General features: G+C 65.2%; 16 protein-coding genes. 9 read left to right on the top strand and 7 right to left on the bottom strand.

The window, feature by feature from the left end; all coding sequences use genetic code 11:
* The first annotated feature begins 15 nt into the window (after positions 1 to 15).
* The 3 genes from WIMU1_RS20240 (at position 16) to WIMU1_RS20250 (ending at position 3,393) form a co-directional block, all read left to right on the top strand.
* Complete coding sequence (locus tag WIMU1_RS20240) at positions 16 to 657, top strand: carboxyvinyltransferase (protein ID WP_062799922.1); 642 nt, start codon at positions 16 to 18, stop codon at positions 655 to 657.
* A gap of 187 nt (positions 658 to 844) precedes the next feature.
* A complete protein-coding gene (locus WIMU1_RS20245; RefSeq protein WP_023963041.1) occupies positions 845 to 1,846 on the top strand; it encodes an AurF N-oxygenase family protein in 1,002 nt (333 codons plus the stop codon).
* 2 nt (positions 1,847 to 1,848) lie between these two features.
* Positions 1,849 to 3,393 (top strand): 4Fe-4S binding protein, encoded by a 1,545-nt coding sequence (locus WIMU1_RS20250; RefSeq protein WP_062799924.1) that lies wholly within the window; start codon positions 1,849 to 1,851, stop codon positions 3,391 to 3,393.
* A gap of 143 nt (positions 3,394 to 3,536) precedes the next feature.
* Here the strand turns inward: WIMU1_RS20250 and WIMU1_RS20255 are convergent, their stop codons facing one another.
* The 4 genes from WIMU1_RS20255 to WIMU1_RS20270 form a co-directional block, all read right to left on the bottom strand.
* A complete protein-coding gene (locus WIMU1_RS20255; protein ID WP_084248462.1) occupies positions 3,537 to 3,791 on the bottom strand; it encodes a hypothetical protein in 255 nt (84 codons plus the stop codon).
* 131 nt (positions 3,792 to 3,922) lie between these two features.
* A complete protein-coding gene (gene greA, locus WIMU1_RS20260; protein ID WP_030170928.1) occupies positions 3,923 to 4,417 on the bottom strand; it encodes a transcription elongation factor GreA in 495 nt (164 codons plus the stop codon).
* A gap of 96 nt (positions 4,418 to 4,513) precedes the next feature.
* Positions 4,514 to 5,287: a queuosine precursor transporter gene (locus WIMU1_RS20265; RefSeq protein ID WP_062799926.1), complete on the bottom strand. Its 774-nt coding sequence runs from the start codon at positions 5,285 to 5,287 to the stop codon at positions 4,514 to 4,516.
* 71 nt (positions 5,288 to 5,358) lie between these two features.
* Positions 5,359 to 5,787, bottom strand: coding sequence for a DUF4307 domain-containing protein (locus WIMU1_RS20270; RefSeq protein ID WP_062799928.1), 429 nt, complete (start codon positions 5,785 to 5,787; stop codon positions 5,359 to 5,361).
* 129 nt (positions 5,788 to 5,916) lie between these two features.
* Between WIMU1_RS20270 and mca the strand changes: the two genes are divergently transcribed.
* Genes mca through WIMU1_RS20285 form a run of 3 tightly spaced genes read left to right on the top strand, consistent with a single transcriptional unit; the run spans position 5,917 to position 9,051 of the window.
* Positions 5,917 to 6,789, top strand: a complete 873-nt coding sequence (gene mca, locus WIMU1_RS20275) for a mycothiol conjugate amidase Mca (protein ID WP_062799930.1) — start codon at positions 5,917 to 5,919, stop codon at positions 6,787 to 6,789.
* The gene (locus tag WIMU1_RS20280; RefSeq protein WP_023963047.1) at positions 6,786 to 7,040 is read left to right on the top strand and encodes a hypothetical protein; all 255 of its coding nucleotides are present in this window, start codon (positions 6,786 to 6,788) and stop codon (positions 7,038 to 7,040) included. Before mca ends, WIMU1_RS20280 begins: the two co-directional genes overlap by 4 nt.
* Positions 7,012 to 9,051 (top strand): thioredoxin domain-containing protein, encoded by a 2,040-nt coding sequence (locus tag WIMU1_RS20285; RefSeq protein WP_062799932.1) that lies wholly within the window; start codon positions 7,012 to 7,014, stop codon positions 9,049 to 9,051. Before WIMU1_RS20280 ends, WIMU1_RS20285 begins: the two co-directional genes overlap by 29 nt.
* Here the strand turns inward: WIMU1_RS20285 and rocD are convergent.
* On the bottom strand, positions 8,964 to 10,199 hold the full coding sequence (gene rocD / locus WIMU1_RS20290) for an ornithine--oxo-acid transaminase (protein ID WP_062800265.1): 1,236 nt from the start codon (positions 10,197 to 10,199) through the stop codon (positions 8,964 to 8,966). The genes WIMU1_RS20285 and rocD overlap by 88 nt on opposite strands.
* Positions 10,200 to 10,452: 253 nt before the next feature.
* On the opposite strand from rocD, the gene WIMU1_RS20295 reads away from it, so the two are divergent.
* The gene (locus WIMU1_RS20295; RefSeq protein WP_031333588.1) at positions 10,453 to 10,899 is read left to right on the top strand and encodes an Lrp/AsnC family transcriptional regulator; all 447 of its coding nucleotides are present in this window, start codon (positions 10,453 to 10,455) and stop codon (positions 10,897 to 10,899) included.
* Positions 10,900 to 11,156: 257 nt separating this feature from the next.
* Positions 11,157 to 12,236, top strand: coding sequence for a 3-deoxy-7-phosphoheptulonate synthase (locus WIMU1_RS20300; protein WP_062799933.1), 1,080 nt, complete (start codon positions 11,157 to 11,159; stop codon positions 12,234 to 12,236).
* A gap of 25 nt (positions 12,237 to 12,261) precedes the next feature.
* Here the strand turns inward: WIMU1_RS20300 and trhA are convergent, their stop codons facing one another.
* On the bottom strand, positions 12,262 to 12,888 hold the full coding sequence (gene trhA, locus WIMU1_RS20305) for a PAQR family membrane homeostasis protein TrhA (RefSeq protein WP_051406714.1): 627 nt from the start codon (positions 12,886 to 12,888) through the stop codon (positions 12,262 to 12,264).
* 103 nt (positions 12,889 to 12,991) lie between these two features.
* Here trhA and WIMU1_RS20310 point away from each other — a divergent pair, with 103 nt between their 5' ends.
* Positions 12,992 to 13,774 (top strand): isoprenyl transferase, encoded by a 783-nt coding sequence (locus tag WIMU1_RS20310; RefSeq protein WP_030170951.1) that lies wholly within the window; start codon positions 12,992 to 12,994, stop codon positions 13,772 to 13,774.
* Positions 13,775 to 13,823: 49 nt separating this feature from the next.
* On the opposite strand, the gene coaA is transcribed toward WIMU1_RS20310, so the two are convergent.
* On the bottom strand, positions 13,824 to 14,756 hold the full coding sequence (coaA, locus tag WIMU1_RS20315) for a type I pantothenate kinase (protein ID WP_023963057.1): 933 nt from the start codon (positions 14,754 to 14,756) through the stop codon (positions 13,824 to 13,826).
* Positions 14,757 to 14,851: the final 95 nt, after the last annotated feature.

The raw sequence follows: 14,851 nt of genomic DNA on the forward strand, positions 1-14,851 counted from the left end.
TCAACTTCTAGTCCGGTGCGGGCACGTGTCGTCGCTCCGGAAGGGCCCTCGGGCCGTGTCGATCCCACGGTCGCGGCCGGGTTCGCGGCGGCCGGGCTGATCTCCGGCGGCACTGTCCTCATCCGCAACTGGCCGCGGCAACGCGGATTCGGTGACCCCATCTGCGACGTCTTCGCCGAGATGGATGGTTACGTGGTGACATCGGATGCCGGTCTCACGGTCACCTCGCGATCGACCAGCGGGGTGCTCGGTCCTGTCGACGCGGCGGTGCACGAAGTCGCGGATCTCATCCCGTTGCTCGCTGTGCTGGCGACGCGAACAACGGGGGTGAGCCGCCTGAGGGGCGTCACCGAAGCCGACGTCACCGGCGTCATCGACAACGTGCGCAGACTCGGAGGTGTGGCGGCCGTCGTCGACGAAGAGCTGATCATCGAGCCTCGACCACTGGCCGCGGGTGTGTGGCATGCCGAGGGCAGCGCCCCATCGGCCATTGCGGGCGCGGTCCTCGGGCTGGTCACCCCGGGCGTGCAGGTGGCGGGCTGGAACATTGCGGAGGATATGTATCGGGGACTGACCACCGAGTGGCTACGCATGATCTCCGCCGACGAATACCTCGTTCCGGGCAGCGCGAAGCTGCCTCATGAGTACATGCGCTGAAGAGTTCGTGTCGCCGGCAACCGATGCGCGTCGCGAGCGGAAAGTTCCTGTTCAGCGCGGGTCGAGCAGCCAGATGACATTGTGGGGTGTGCCAATCGTGGTTGATTTATGACAACGGGCGTTGACAAGCTAGGGCGTACCCCTTAGCGTTCGTCTAGAACACGTTGCACAGGCCAGGAGAGTCGTTTTGACGAAAGCGCTGAAGTACGTCCCGGAACACACCCGCGACACCGATGGGCACGACTACGGCCAGGTCCTCGACGACCTGTCCAGCGCTTCGGTGCACAGGAACTTCGACCCGTATCTCGACATCGACTGGGACGCGCCGCACATGGCGATCACCGAGAACGACCCGCGGTGGGTGCTGTCCAAGGTTGTCGACCCGATCGGCAGGCACCCCTGGTATCAGCAACAGCCGCTCGACAAGCAGATCAAGATCGGCATGTGGCGTCAGGCCAACGTTGCCAAGGTGGGCCTCCAGTTCGAGTCCGTCCTGATCCGTGGTCTGATGCAGTACAGCTTCAAACTCCCCAACGCAGCCAAAGAGTTTCGCTACACGACTCACGAGGCCAAAGAGGAGTGCAACCACACCCTCATGTTCCAGGAGTTCATCAACCGCACCGGGGTGGACGTTCCCGGCGCCAAGCTCGGCTACCGGTTGATCTCGCCCCTGGTCCCGTTGGCCTCCACCATCTTTCCCACGATCTTCTACTTCGGTGTGCTCGGTGGGGAAGAGCCCATCGATCACATCCAGAAGGACTTCCTGCGCAATCGCGACGAGATGCACCCGACCATGATGGCCGTGATGCAACTGCACGTCGCCGAGGAAGCCCGGCACATCTCCTTCGCCCACCACCTGCTGCGCGAAACGGTGCCCCGCAAGTCCTGGGTGCAGCGCTTTCTCCTGTCGCTGATGCTGCCGATCGTCATGCGGGTGCTGTGCGGGGCGATCACCGTGCCACCCAAGTCTTTCGAGCGCGACTTCGACATCCCGCGCGAGGTCATGAAGGACATCTTCTGGAAGTCCGAGAGCTCCAAGCAGTTCCTCCGGAACGTCTTCGGTGATGTCCGGATGCTCGGAGAGCAGTGTGGCCTGATGAACCCGGTGTCGCGTGTGCTGTGGCGACTGCTCGGCATCGGCGGACGTCCTTCGCGCTATCGCAGCGAACCGACGTACACGGCGGCCTGATAGTGCCCCATGTGGTGACGCAGGCGTGTTGCGCCGATGCGTCGTGCGTTTACGCGTGCCCGGTCAACTGCATTCATCCGACTCCGGACGAGCCCGATTTCCTCACGTCGGAGATGCTGTACATCGACCCGGCCACCTGCGTGGATTGTGGTGCATGCGTGAGCGCCTGCCCGGTGGGCGCGATTGTTCCGGGCAACCGGATCGAGCCCGCGCACGAGCGCTATCCGGCCATCAACGCCGACCACTACTCCGATGCAGCAACCCCGGCGGTCCGATTCCCGGTGGACCCGGGACTGCGCCTGCCCTTGGCGCCCATCTCGAAGCCCAAGCCGATGGCGTCGCCCGGCGGGGAACCGGTGCGCGTGGCAATCGTCGGCTCAGGCCCGTCTGCGATGTATGCCGCCGACGAACTGCTCCGGTACCCGAACGTGAGCGTCACCATCCACGAGAGACTGGACAAACCGTTCGGTCTCGCCCGTTACGGCGTTGCGCCCGATCATCTCTCGACACGCAAGGTGATGGCGCTCTTCGACGAGATCGCACGAGACGATCGGCTCGACATCCTTCTGGGCAGCGAACTCGGTCGCGACATCACCTTGGACGAACTGCAGCGCGACAACCACGCCGTGATCTATGCCGGCGGAGCCGGCACCGACCGACGGTTACAGGTTCCCGGCGCGGATCTGCCCGGTGTGGCCAGCGCAACAGAGTTCGTCGGCTGGTACAACGGCCACCCCGACTTCGCCGACCGTCGATTCGACCTCTCGTCGCGGCGGGTGGTGATCATCGGGAACGGCAACGTCGCTCTCGACGTCGCGCGAATCCTCGCGACCGACCCGCAGCGGCTGGCTCCGACATCCATCTCACGGACTGCGCTCGAGGCGTTGCGTTCGTCGAAGGTCGAAGAGATCGTCGTCGCCGCGCGCCGTGGTCCCGATGGCGCCGCCTTCACCCTCCCCGAACTGATCGGGCTGGCCGACGGGGGTGTCGACGTCACACTCGACCCCGGTGCGCTGGACGCTGTGAACGCAACCGCGCCAACTGATCCGACTGCGGCCGCCAAGCTGCAACTGCTGGCCGAGCTGGCAGGTCGTCCCCGTCGCACCGGCCCGAGCATCAGGCTTGCGTTCCTCCGATCGCCCGAACGTTTCGAGTGTGACGCGGCCGGGATGCTCGACGGCGTCACATTCGGGATCAATCGGCTCGATTCGCAGAGGGGTGGAATCGAGCCGACCGGTCAGGTCGAAACCGTCGCCGCCGGAGTGGTTCTCACGTCCATCGGATACCGAGGCGTGGAAGTTCCCGGCTTGCCGTTCGACCCTGTGCGCGGAGTCATCCCGAACGAGCAGGGCAGGGTTGTCGCGTCGGCGGGCCCGATCCCCGGCCTGTACGTGACCGGATGGATCAAGCGAGGCCCCTCCGGCTTCATCGGCACGAACAAATCGGACTCGGCCGAGACCGTCGCCCGTCTACGGGAAGATCTCGAAGCCGGCCGACTGGTCGGACCGGCGAAGAAGAGCCGTCGCAAGCGCCTGTCGGCCCACTGAGCAACCGTCATCACTGCCTCTGCGAGTAAGGTCCGGCGTCGGACCAACCCGAGAGAACAGCGACAAGCTGGGAGTCACGTCGGGTGCGCCTGTGAGGTAGATCGGAGCCGGCGCGCACGCGAAAAGATGGCGCGCGAACGCGTTCAGGTGGTCACATCGGAGGCGGAATCACGCTGCGCCCCAGTCTTGTCCAAGACATCCTGAACGGCCTGTGGCGTCGTGGTGCCGCCCTGGACGACGTAGATGCGCTCGCCTTCGTGGGAACCGTTGGCCCACGTGTCGTTCTGCTGCCAGTCGATGATCTTGCCGTCGTTGTCGAACGCGATGGCGTCGTAGTCGGGATGCTCTCCCGCGAAGTGGGCGATCTGACGGGCTGTGGCGCTGACTTCTTCAGACATGGCGCCCGAGTACCCGGACTGCAGCCGTTCGACACATTGTGTGGCCTGGCCGGTGTCGGTGGCCTGCACACAAAAATGCCCTACCGGCGACGTCCGTCGTGGACGCCCCGATAGGGCACTCGAGTGCTTGCTCAGGCGTGGTACGGCTCCGCGCTCACCAGGGTCACCGAGATGGTGGCCCCGCTGGGCACGGTGTACTTACGGGTCTCGCCGACCTTGGCGTCGATCAACGCGCCGCCCAGTGGCGACTTCGGTGAATAGACCTCGAGCTTCTCGTCGGACGAACCCTGTTCGCGGGTCGCGATCAAGAAGGTCTCGGTGTCGTTCTCGTCGCCGTCGTAGTACACCTTCACCACGGAACCGGGCAGTGCCACCCCGGACTGCGTCGGCGTCTCGCCGACCTTTGCGGTGTTGAGCAACTCCTGGAGCTGACGGATGCGGGCCTCTTGCTGACCCTGCTCGTCGCGGGCGGCGTGGTAGCCACCGTTCTCCTTGAGGTCACCCTCTTCGCGGCGCTCGTTGATCTCGGCGGCAATCACCGGACGATTCGCGATGAGGGCGTCGAGCTCCTCTTTGAGCCGATCATGGGACTCCTGGGTAAGCCAGGTCACCTCGGTGTCGGTCATGCTCGTCACTCCCTCTCGTTAAATACAGCAACACGGCCCCTCTCGGGACCGTGTATCAGCCAAGAGTAGCAGGACATATGGACACGGCTCGAATTCTTATCGAATTGTGCCCTGCTGGGCGAGGGCCGTGCGGTAGCTGGGTTCACGGCTCTTGAGCCATCCGACCACCAGGTACGTCAGCGGCATGATGGCCACCTCGACCAGGGTTTTCCACACGAATCCGATGAGGGTGTAGTTGATGAAGTCGGACCAGGTCGAGATGCCCAGGGCCGACGCTGCGATTGAACAGAAAACCAGGGTGTCGAAGAATTCACCGACCACGGTGGAACTGAAAAGCCGGGCCCACAAACGTTTTTCTCCCGAGCGCTCTTTCATCTTCACGAGAACCCAGGAATTGAGGAATTCACCCACGACATATCCGGCGAGTCCGGCGGCGAGGAATTGCGGAACCACTCCCGCAACGGTCTCGAAGGATTCTTGACCGTCGTAGAAGTCGGCGGCCGGCAGGTGGACGGTGAGCCAGAAGCACAGGGAAGCGATCAGGAGTACGGCGAAACCGGTGAGGATCGTGCGGCGCATCGCCTTGAAGCCGTACACCTCGCTGATCACGTCGCCCAGCACGTAGGCGAGGGGGAAGAGGTAGAACGCCCCGTCGGTGACCAGGCCGTCCATGGACAGCGGCCCGAAGTCGAAGTGGAGGTCGGTGAAGAACACCACACCCTTGGTGCCGGTGATGTTGCTGATCATCATCACGCCGACGAAGAGTCCGACGAGCGTGGGGAAGTAGTGACTGGTGATGGTGGCAAACGCCGGGCCCGTTCCCTTGGCGGTGAGCGGGTCCGGCTGCCCAGACTGTGTTGTTGGTGTCATGGGTGCCGATTATGGGGCACGTCCGGACCGGCCGGTGCGCGAGGCACAGGGCCGTGCGCACTGAGGAGAAGTTAGGGGGCCACGAGGTACGGCGGCACGGTGTCACTGCATCCGTAGACCTCGCCGACCGCGGGAGGGGCAGAGGTGCGGACCACTGCCGACATCGGGAGCCGGGGGTCCTCGGACGCCGGGACGTACACCTCGCGGCGCCCGGTCTCGGACCCGTCCTTGGATCTGGCTCGCACCACGCACGTGGCGGGGACGGTCGGGTCCTTGCGGTTGACGGTGAACTTCACCTCCACCGAGGTGTCGTCGAGGATGTCGTATCCGGTGGCTTCCCCGGAGATCTCCGGATCGGCGAACCGCTGGTAGGCGAGCCAGGCGATCACCACGCCGATGATGATCACCAGACCGGTGAGCGCGAGGAACCAGCGTCTGCGTGATCGAGGTGTGCGTTCGGCCGGATAGCGGCCCTGCGGGAGGCTGCGGGCGCTGGTCATGGGTTCATACCTACCATGGAGTGGCAGAACCGAGACCGGCGCGGCGCGAGCCCGGGGTGCGGTGGGAGTATGGACAGGCGATTGACGACGGTGTGAAGGTGAGGACTACGCGTGGGTGGACTACGACTCATGGCGGTGCATGCGCACCCTGACGACGAGTCCAGCAAGGGTGCGGCCACCATGGCCAAGTACGCGGCCGAGGGCCACGACGTTCTGGTGGTGACCCTCACCGGTGGCGAGCGCGGGGACATCCTGAATCCGGCGATGGACCTGCCGGGCATCAAGGACCGGATGCCGGAAGTCCGTCGCGAGGAGATGGCCAAGGCGGCCGCAGCTCTCGGTGTGCAGCAGACCTGGCTCGGATTCGTCGACTCGGGGTTGCCCGAAGGTGACCCGCTGCCACCGTTGCCGGAGGGCTCGTTTGCCACGGTCCCACTCGACGAGGCCACCGAGGCGCTGGTACGGGTGATCCGGGATTTCAAACCGCACGTGATGATCACCTATGACGAACTCGGCGGATATCCCCATCCCGACCACATCCGGTGCCACGAGGTGTCGATGGCGGCGTACGAGACGGTGGGCGACCCGGACCGGTTCCCTGACGCCGGCGAACCGTGGACGGTGTCCAAGATCTATTACACGCACGGCTTCATCCGCGACCGGATGGTGTTGTTCTCCGACGAGTACGCCAAGATCGGCAAGGAGAGCCCCTTCAAGGAGTGGCTCTCGAAATGGGATCCCGAACGCGGCAACCTGATGGGCCGCGTGACCACCCAGGTGACATGCGGCGAGTACTTCCCGCAGCGCGACGAGGCCCTCCGGGCCCACGCCACGCAGATCGACCCGAACGGCGTGTTCTTCGCGGTCCCGATGGACTGGCAGCTCCGGCTGTGGCCGACCGAGGAATTCGAGTTGGCGAAGACCAGGGTCAAGACCGCAATCCCCGAGACCGACCTGTTCGCGGGGATCGAACCCGATGCAAGTGAAGGTGAGGCGTCATGAGTGCCACTGCATACGCTGCGGCGCAGCTCACCGATGTGTTGGCCAAGACGGAGGGTCCCGAGTTCGGCAAGGCGTCGCCGCTCGGCCTCTTGGTCATCTTGTTGCTGCTGGTGGGAACCGTCTTCCTGATCTGGTCCATGAACCGGCACATCCGCAACCTGCCCAAGAAGTTCGAGCGGGACCATCCTGAGGCCGACCAGGCCGCCGACGACGGGACCGACCTTGACCCGAGACACCAACAGCCTCGCTGAGGCGACCAGTCCCTACCTCCGTCAGCACGCCGACAACCCGGTCCACTGGCAACAGTGGAGCGCCGACGCGCTCGCCTGGGCGCGCGAACGTGATGTACCGATCCTCCTCTCGGTCGGTTACGCGGCATGTCACTGGTGCCACGTCATGGCGCATGAGTCGTTCGAGGACAACAACACCGCGGCAGTGATGAACGCGAACTTCGTGTGCATCAAGGTCGACCGTGAAGAACGCCCCGACATCGACGCGATCTACATGAACGCCACCGTCGCGATGACAGGGCAGGGCGGGTGGCCGATGACCTGCTTCCTGACTCCCGATGGCCGTCCCTTCTACTGCGGCACCTACTTCCCGCCACGGCCCGGTCGCGGTATGCCGTCGTTTGTCCAACTGCTCGAGGCGATCACCCAGACGTGGGAGCACAAGCGTGACGAGATCGACCGTGTCGGTTCTGCCGTTGTAGACCAGTTGCAGGCCAATGCTTCCGGCCTGCCCGAAGCTCAGGTGCCCATCGACCCGGAGCTGCTCGACCATGCGGTGACCACGATCCTCGAGGACGAGGACCGCACCAATGGTGGATTCGGTGGCGCACCCAAGTTTCCGCCATCCGCTCTGCTCGAAGGGCTGATCCGGGAGACCGAGAGGTCCGGTGACCTCCGGGCGCTCGACGCTGCTGTGCGGACCGCGTCGGTGATGGCCCGGGGCGGTATCTATGACCAACTCGGCGGGGGTTTCGCGCGGTATGCGGTGGACCAGAACTGGGTGGTACCGCATTTCGAGAAGATGCTCTACGACAACGCGCAATTGCTGCGGGTGTACGCGCATCTGGCGCGCATCACCTCGGATCCGTTGGCGCAGAGGATCACCGAGGAGACGATTGCCTTCCTCGAAGCGGACCTCAAGGTCGTCGGTGGTTTTGCTTCCGCCCTTGATGCCGACACCGACGGCGTCGAGGGACTCACCTACGTGTGGACGCCCGCGCAACTCGCAGAGGTTCTGGGGGCCGACGACGGTGCCTGGGCCGCCGACTTGTTCACCGTGACGCCCACCGGAACCTTCGAAGAGGGGGCGTCCACACTGCAACTGCGGCACGACCCCGACGATGTCGAGCGATACCGTTCGGTGCGGGCGCGCCTCTCGGCGGCACGGGCCGAACGCCCGCAACCCGCGCGTGACGGCAAGGTGGTCAGCGCGTGGAACGCCATGGCCATCACTGCGCTCGTCGAAGCGGGCGCCGGACTGAACCGGCCGGACTGGGTGGATCTGGCGACCTGGTGCGCCGAAGAGCTGTTGCAGCGCCACATCGTCGACGGACGGCTGAGACGCTCCTCGCTCGACGGGCATGCGGGTGCCCCGCTGGCCGTCCTCGACGATCATGCGGCGCTGGTGACCGCTCTGCTGGCGCTGCATCAGGTCACGGGCGAAAGGCGTTGGCTCGAGGCCGGACTCGACTTGCTCGACACCACCATCGACCTGTTCTCGGATCCGGAAGCGACCGGTTCGTGGTTCGATGCAGGCGTCGACGCCGAGGGCTTGCTGACCCGACCGCGCGATCCGATCGACGGCGCGACTCCCTCGGGCACCTCGTTGATCGCCGAGGCGCTGCTGACCGCGGCCCCGCTGTCGCCGGTGCAACGCGGCCCGCGTGGATCGGGTGAGTACGCCGCGCTCGCCGATGCAACGTTGGCGCGCGGAGGCGTACTGCTGGCCAAGTTGCCGCGGTCGGCCGGACACTGGCTGGCAGTGTCGTCCGCAGCGGTCGCAGGCCCGGTGCAGATAGCGGTGGCCCAGACGGACACCGAGCCGAGCGAACTGCTGACCCGGGCTCGCGTTCTTGCACCAGGCGGCACCGTGGTGGTGGGAGGAACGCTCGACTCGGCGCCCCTGCTCGAGGGCCGGCCACCCGTGGACGGCAGGGCCGCGGCCTACGTGTGTCGTGGGTCGGTGTGCGGCCTACCGGTGACCTCGGCGGAAGCGCTGGCCGAGCAGCTGGCCAGTACGTCCGCGAATTGATCCATCGCCCAATCGATCTCGTCGATCGTGATGACGATGGGTGGGGCGAAGCGCAAGGTTGATCCATGAGTGTCCTTCACCAGCACACCCCGCTGGGCCAGTGCGGTGCTCAGTTCCTTGCCCGTTCCCAGAGCAGGGTCGACATCGATGCCGGCCCACAGCCCGAGGCCGCGTATGCCGGTGAGGCCCTTGGTGCTCAGCTCGTGTAAGCGGCGATGAAGATGGTCTCCGAGTAGGGCGGCGCGCTCTTGCCAGTAGCCGGTCTCGAGCATGCCCACCACAGTCGAACCCACCGCCGCGGCAAGCGGATTGCCGCCGAATGTGGAGCCGTGCTCTCCCGGGTGCAACACTCCCAGCACCGAGCTGTCGGCCACCACTGCCGATACGGGCAGGACGCCCCCGCCGAGCGCTTTGCCCAGGACGTAGAGATCGGGGACCACCTGCCAGTGGTCGGAGGCGAAGGTCTTCCCTGTTCGTCCCAGGCCGGACTGGATCTCGTCGAGGATGAGCAGAACGCCTGTCTCCGAACAGATCCGGCGAACCGCCGGCAAGTAGTCGGGCGGTGGAACGATGATGCCCGCCTCGCCCTGGATCGGCTCGAGCAGGACCGCGACGGTGGTGTCGTCGATGGCTGCGGCCAAGGACTCGGCGTCGCCGAAGGGGACGGTACGAAAACCCGGAGTGAATGGGCCGAAGCCGCGGCGCGCGGTCTCGTCGTCGGAGAAGCTCACGATCGTGGTGGTCCGCCCGTGGAAGTTCCCACTCGCCACCACGATCGAGGCTGTCTCGGCGGGTACGCCCTTGACGTCGGTGCCCCATTTGCGAGCGACCTTGATGGCAGATTCGACGGCTTCGGCACCGGTGTTCATGGGTAGGGCCATGTCCTTGCCGCACAGGTCGGCAAGATCGCGGCAGAAGGGGCCGAGCCGGTCCGAGTGGAGCGCGCGACTCGTGAGCGTCACGCGTGTGAGCTGATCGGCCAGCGCGGCAAGGATCTCGGGGTTGCGATGGCCGAAGTTGAGCGCTGAATAGCCTGCGAGGCAGTCGAGGTATCGCGCACCTGCGACATCGGTGATCCAGGCACCCTGTGCCGAGGCGGCGACCACCGGCAGGGGCGAATAGTTTTGTGGGACATGGCGTGCGGCCATCGCGATGTGCTCGGCAGCGGCGAGGCTGGGACGGGGGATCGGCGAGGGGATGTCGGTGTCGAGGGTCATCTGCTCAGGGCCGATCGAGCGGCGGCAAACGTGAGCAGGAGAGCTTCATTCATCAAGGGTAGGGACACCATCTGACGCAAGCAATGCTCGTGCATTGCACACAGAGAGTGCATTTGTTGTTGTATCTGGCAAAATGGGGCGATCCGTTGCGTCGGGTCAGCGGACCATCGAGCGGAAGTGACGACTGGCTGTGTTGGACAACCTCGACGAGGCGATCCTGGGATGTCTCACCAAGGACGCACGACAGACCTACGCCCAGATCGGCGAGCAGGTCCGGTTGTCGGCACCGGCGGTGAAACGCCGGGTCGACCGGTTGGTGTCGTCCGGTGTCATCCGGGGTTTCACCGTTGTGACCGACCCGGCGGCACTGCAGTGGACAACCGAGGCGTACGTGCAGGTCTTCTGCCGCGGAACCGTCGCCCCGGACATCTTGGCGCGGTCGTGGGAACACATCACCGAGGTGGTCAGCGCCGCGACGGTGACGGGGAAGGCCGACGCGATCCTGCGTGTGGTGGCCCGCGACGTCCAGCATCTCGAGGAGGCGCTCGAACGGATCCGCTCGGCGGAAACGGTGGACCACTCCGAGAGCATCATCGTGCTGTCACGAGTGATCGACCGCGGCCGGCCCTGAACGCTCCGGAGACCGCGCCTGACATGCGACATTGGGCACCGCCGCATTCCCGTGCTACTTTGGCCGACGTGAACATCAGTGCGCGCGTGTATTGGCGCTTTATCGAGGCTCCGGGTGGAGCCGCCGATACAGCGCTACGCTGACGCGTCCACACACCCGGAGCCCCGAGCAGTGACCACCTTTGGTCGCTGCTTTTTTCTTTGTCAGGGCACCGGTCAACAGGTGATGGTGCCCTTCGAACCAGGAAGGCACACAACATGACCAGCGGACTCCACGGACACGGAACGTTGTCCGGTCCCAACACCTCGGACCGCAGGATCCGCGCGCTGCGCGAGATCCCTTCACCCGACACCGTGCGCGCCGAACTGCCGCTGACCGGCCGTCGGGCCGAAGTGGTGCAGCGCGACCGCGACGAGATCGCCGACATCCTGGCGGGTCGCGACGATCGGCTGCTCGTCATCGTGGGGCCGTGCTCGGTGCATGACCCGGTCGCAGCGATCGACTACGCGCGCCGGCTGGCACCCATCGCAGCCGAACACGCCGATCGGCTGAAGATCGTGATGCGGGTGTACTTCGAGAAGCCGCGGACCACGGTCGGGTGGAAGGGCCTCATCAACGACCCCGGCATGGATGGCAGTTTCGACGTGGAACGCGGACTGCGCGTCGCCCGCGGCCTGCTCCTCGACCTCATCGATCTCGGCCTGCCCGTCGGTTGCGAGTTCCTCGAACCCACCAGCCCGCAGTACATCGCAGATGCGGTGGCGTGGGGCGCGATCGGCGCCCGCACAACGGAGTCGCAGGTGCACCGGCAGCTGGCCTCTGGCCTGTCGATGCCGATCGGCTTCAAGAACGGTACGGACGGGAACGTCCAGGTGGCCGTAGACGGTGTGAAAGCCGCTGCAGCGCAGCACGTCTTCTTCGGAGTCGACGACTTCGGTCGCGGTGCGATCGTGGAGACCGAGGGAAACACGGACTGCCACATCATCTTGCGCGGCGGCACAGCGGGTCCCAACTTCGATGTCGGCTCGGTGGACGGGGCTCTGGCAGCGCTCGCCAAGGCAGGTCTTCCCGAACTCGTCATGATCGACTGCTCCCACGCCAATTCCGGTAAGGACCACATCCGGCAGGCAGAGGTTGCCACCGAGGTCGCCGCGATGATCGCGAGCGGTCAGCGCGGGATCAGCGGGGTCATGCTGGAGAGCTTCCTCGTCGCCGGCGCCCAGGCCCCGGACGCCGAGCCCCTCACGTACGGACAGTCGGTCACCGACAAGTGCATGGACTGGGATGCGACGGTGACTGTGATGCAGGCGCTTTCGGCGGCCAAGACGCGGGTCTGACCGCAGCGGGTGGCTGGTCGGTGACCTATTCGAACAGGACCAGCCACACGGCGATGTAGTGCACGATCGCCGCGATCACCGTGCATGCGTGAAAGAACTCGTGATGTCCGAAGGTGGTCGGCCACGGGTCGGGCCAGCGGGTGGCGTAGAGGACGCCGCCGATCGTGTAGAACAGGCCACCGACCGCCAGCAGCACCACCACCGCCACCCCGACGGAGTCGATCAGCTCGGGGATGACGGCCACGATGGTCCAGCCCAGCAGGATGTAGAGCGGGACCCCCAGCCATCGGGGTGATCCCGGCCAGAGGACCTTGAGGGTGACGCCCGCCAGGGCGCCGGTCCACACGACGACGAGGACGGCGACCTGTTCGGGGGGTTCGAGCCCCATCACGCAGAACGGGGTGTAACTGCCCGCGATGAAGATGAAGATCATCGAGTGATCGGCCCGCTTCATCCAGAGCTTGGCCGTGTCGGAGGTCCAGTCGACGCGATGGTAGGTGGCGCTGACGCCGAACAGACCACAGACGGTCAGGGCGTAGATACCGCACGCCAGTGCTGCCATCGGACCGATCAGTGCCCACGCCACCGCAACCAGGACGAGGCCCGTGACGATGGCGACGAAACCTGCGTACAGGTGGATCCAACCGCGCATTCGGGGCTTGAGCTCGGCCAGCAGCGCCAGTTCGGAATCGATCACAACTTACGGTACCGAAGGTTCGGGCTGACCTCCATCGTCGCCGCGTAAGGTGTAGCGGGTGAAGCTCATCCCCGACGCCATGCGCGGACCCATGTATCGGGTCTACGAGCGTCGGCTGACTCACTATCTGGATCCGTCACAGAACCCCAGGCACATTGCGATCATCTGCGATGGCAACCGGCGATGGGCTCGCGAAGCCGGATTCGAGAACGTCAATCACGGGCACCGGGTCGGGGCGCAGAAGATCGCCGAGGTTCTCCGGTGGTGCAGTGAACTCGGCATCGAGACCGTGACCATCTACCTGCTCTCCACCGAGAACCTGAATCGTGATTCGGCCGAGCTCGGCGAGCTGCTGCAGATCGTGCCCGACATCGTCGAGGAGATCTCGGCGCCGGGCCAGCCATGGCGGGTGCAGATAGTCGGCGCGCTCGACCAGCTGCCCGACGAGGTTTCCGCGCGGCTCAAGGCGGCGCAACAACAGTCCTCCGGACGTACGGGACCCAACGTGAACGTCGCCGTGGGCTACGGCGGCCGCCAGGAGATCGTCGATTCCGTCCGGTCCCTGCTGGCCGACCGCATAGCGGCGGGCGACTCACCCGATCAGCTCATCGACGCCGTCACGGTGGAGGCAATCGACCAGAACCTCTACACCCGCGGCCAGCCGGACCCTGATCTGGTGATCAGAACCTCGGGGGAGCAACGGCTCTCGGGATTCCTCCTGTGGCAGAGCGCGTATTCGGAGATCTGGTTCACCGACGCCTACTGGCCGGCGTTCCGGCGCGTGGACTTCCTGCGCGCACTGAGGGATTACGCCGCCCGCAGCCGACGCTTCGGCAAGTGATCGCAGCCGACGCTTCGGCAAGTGATCTGAGCCGGGTCGGCGTCTGGCGTCAGATCTTGCGCAAGCGCACGCGGTTGATGGCGTGATCGGCGTCTTTGCGGAGTACAAGAGTGGCGCGCGGCCGGGTCGGGAGAATGTTCTCCACGAGGTTCGGCCGGTTGATCCCGTTCCAGATGTCCCGCGCGGCAAGGGTGGCCTGTTCGTCGGTCAGCGACGAGTAGTGGTGGAAATGCGAATGTGGATCGGCGAATGCGGTGGTGCGCATCGCGAGGAAACGATGGATGTACCAGTCCTCGATGTCCTCGATCCGGGCATCGACGTAGATGGAGAAGTCGAAGAGGTCCGACACCATCAGCCGTGACCCGGTCTGCAGTACGTTCAGCCCCTCGACGATGAGGATGTCGGGTTGTTGCACATGGTGTTTGGTGTCGCGGACGATGTCGTAGGTGAGGTGGGAGTACACCGGCGCCGAGACATCGGCGGCCCCTGATTTCACCTCGGTGACGAATCGGAGCAGAGCGCGGCGGTCGTACGATTCCGGGAAACCCTTGCGGTGCATGATTCCGCGCCGTTCGAGTTCGGCGGTGGGGTAGAGGAATCCGTCCGTGGTCACCAGGTCGACCTTCGGATGACTCTCCCACCGCGCCAGCAACGCCTGGAGCACACGCGCGGTGGTCGACTTCCCGACGGCCACACTGCCGGCGACCCCGATGATGAAGGGCACCTGGCGTTCGGGCTGCCGCTCGCCGAGGAATGTCGCGGTGGCCGCGAACAGCCGTTGCCGGGCGGCGACCTGGAGATGGATCAAACGGGACAGCGGCAGGTAGACGTCGGCGACCTCGGTGAGGTCGATCTGCTCACCGAGCCCTCGCAGGTCGCGCAATTCACCCTCGGTCAACACCATGGGCATCGACTGACGAAGGTCGCGCCATTGCCTGCGGTCGAGTTCGATGTACGGACTCGGCTCGGTCATTCGCGACATGTCAACAATCGATCCGTGGGACCCATGGCATGTCATCAGTCTTGCGAACGCCTGGCAGGCAGGTGACTTCGGGGTGGTTTCGGTACCGTTTGACC

It is taken from the genome of Williamsia muralis NBRC 105860 (assembly GCF_001598915.1).
In the GTDB taxonomy this organism is placed as follows: Bacteria; Actinomycetota; Actinomycetes; order Mycobacteriales; family Mycobacteriaceae; genus Williamsia; species Williamsia muralis.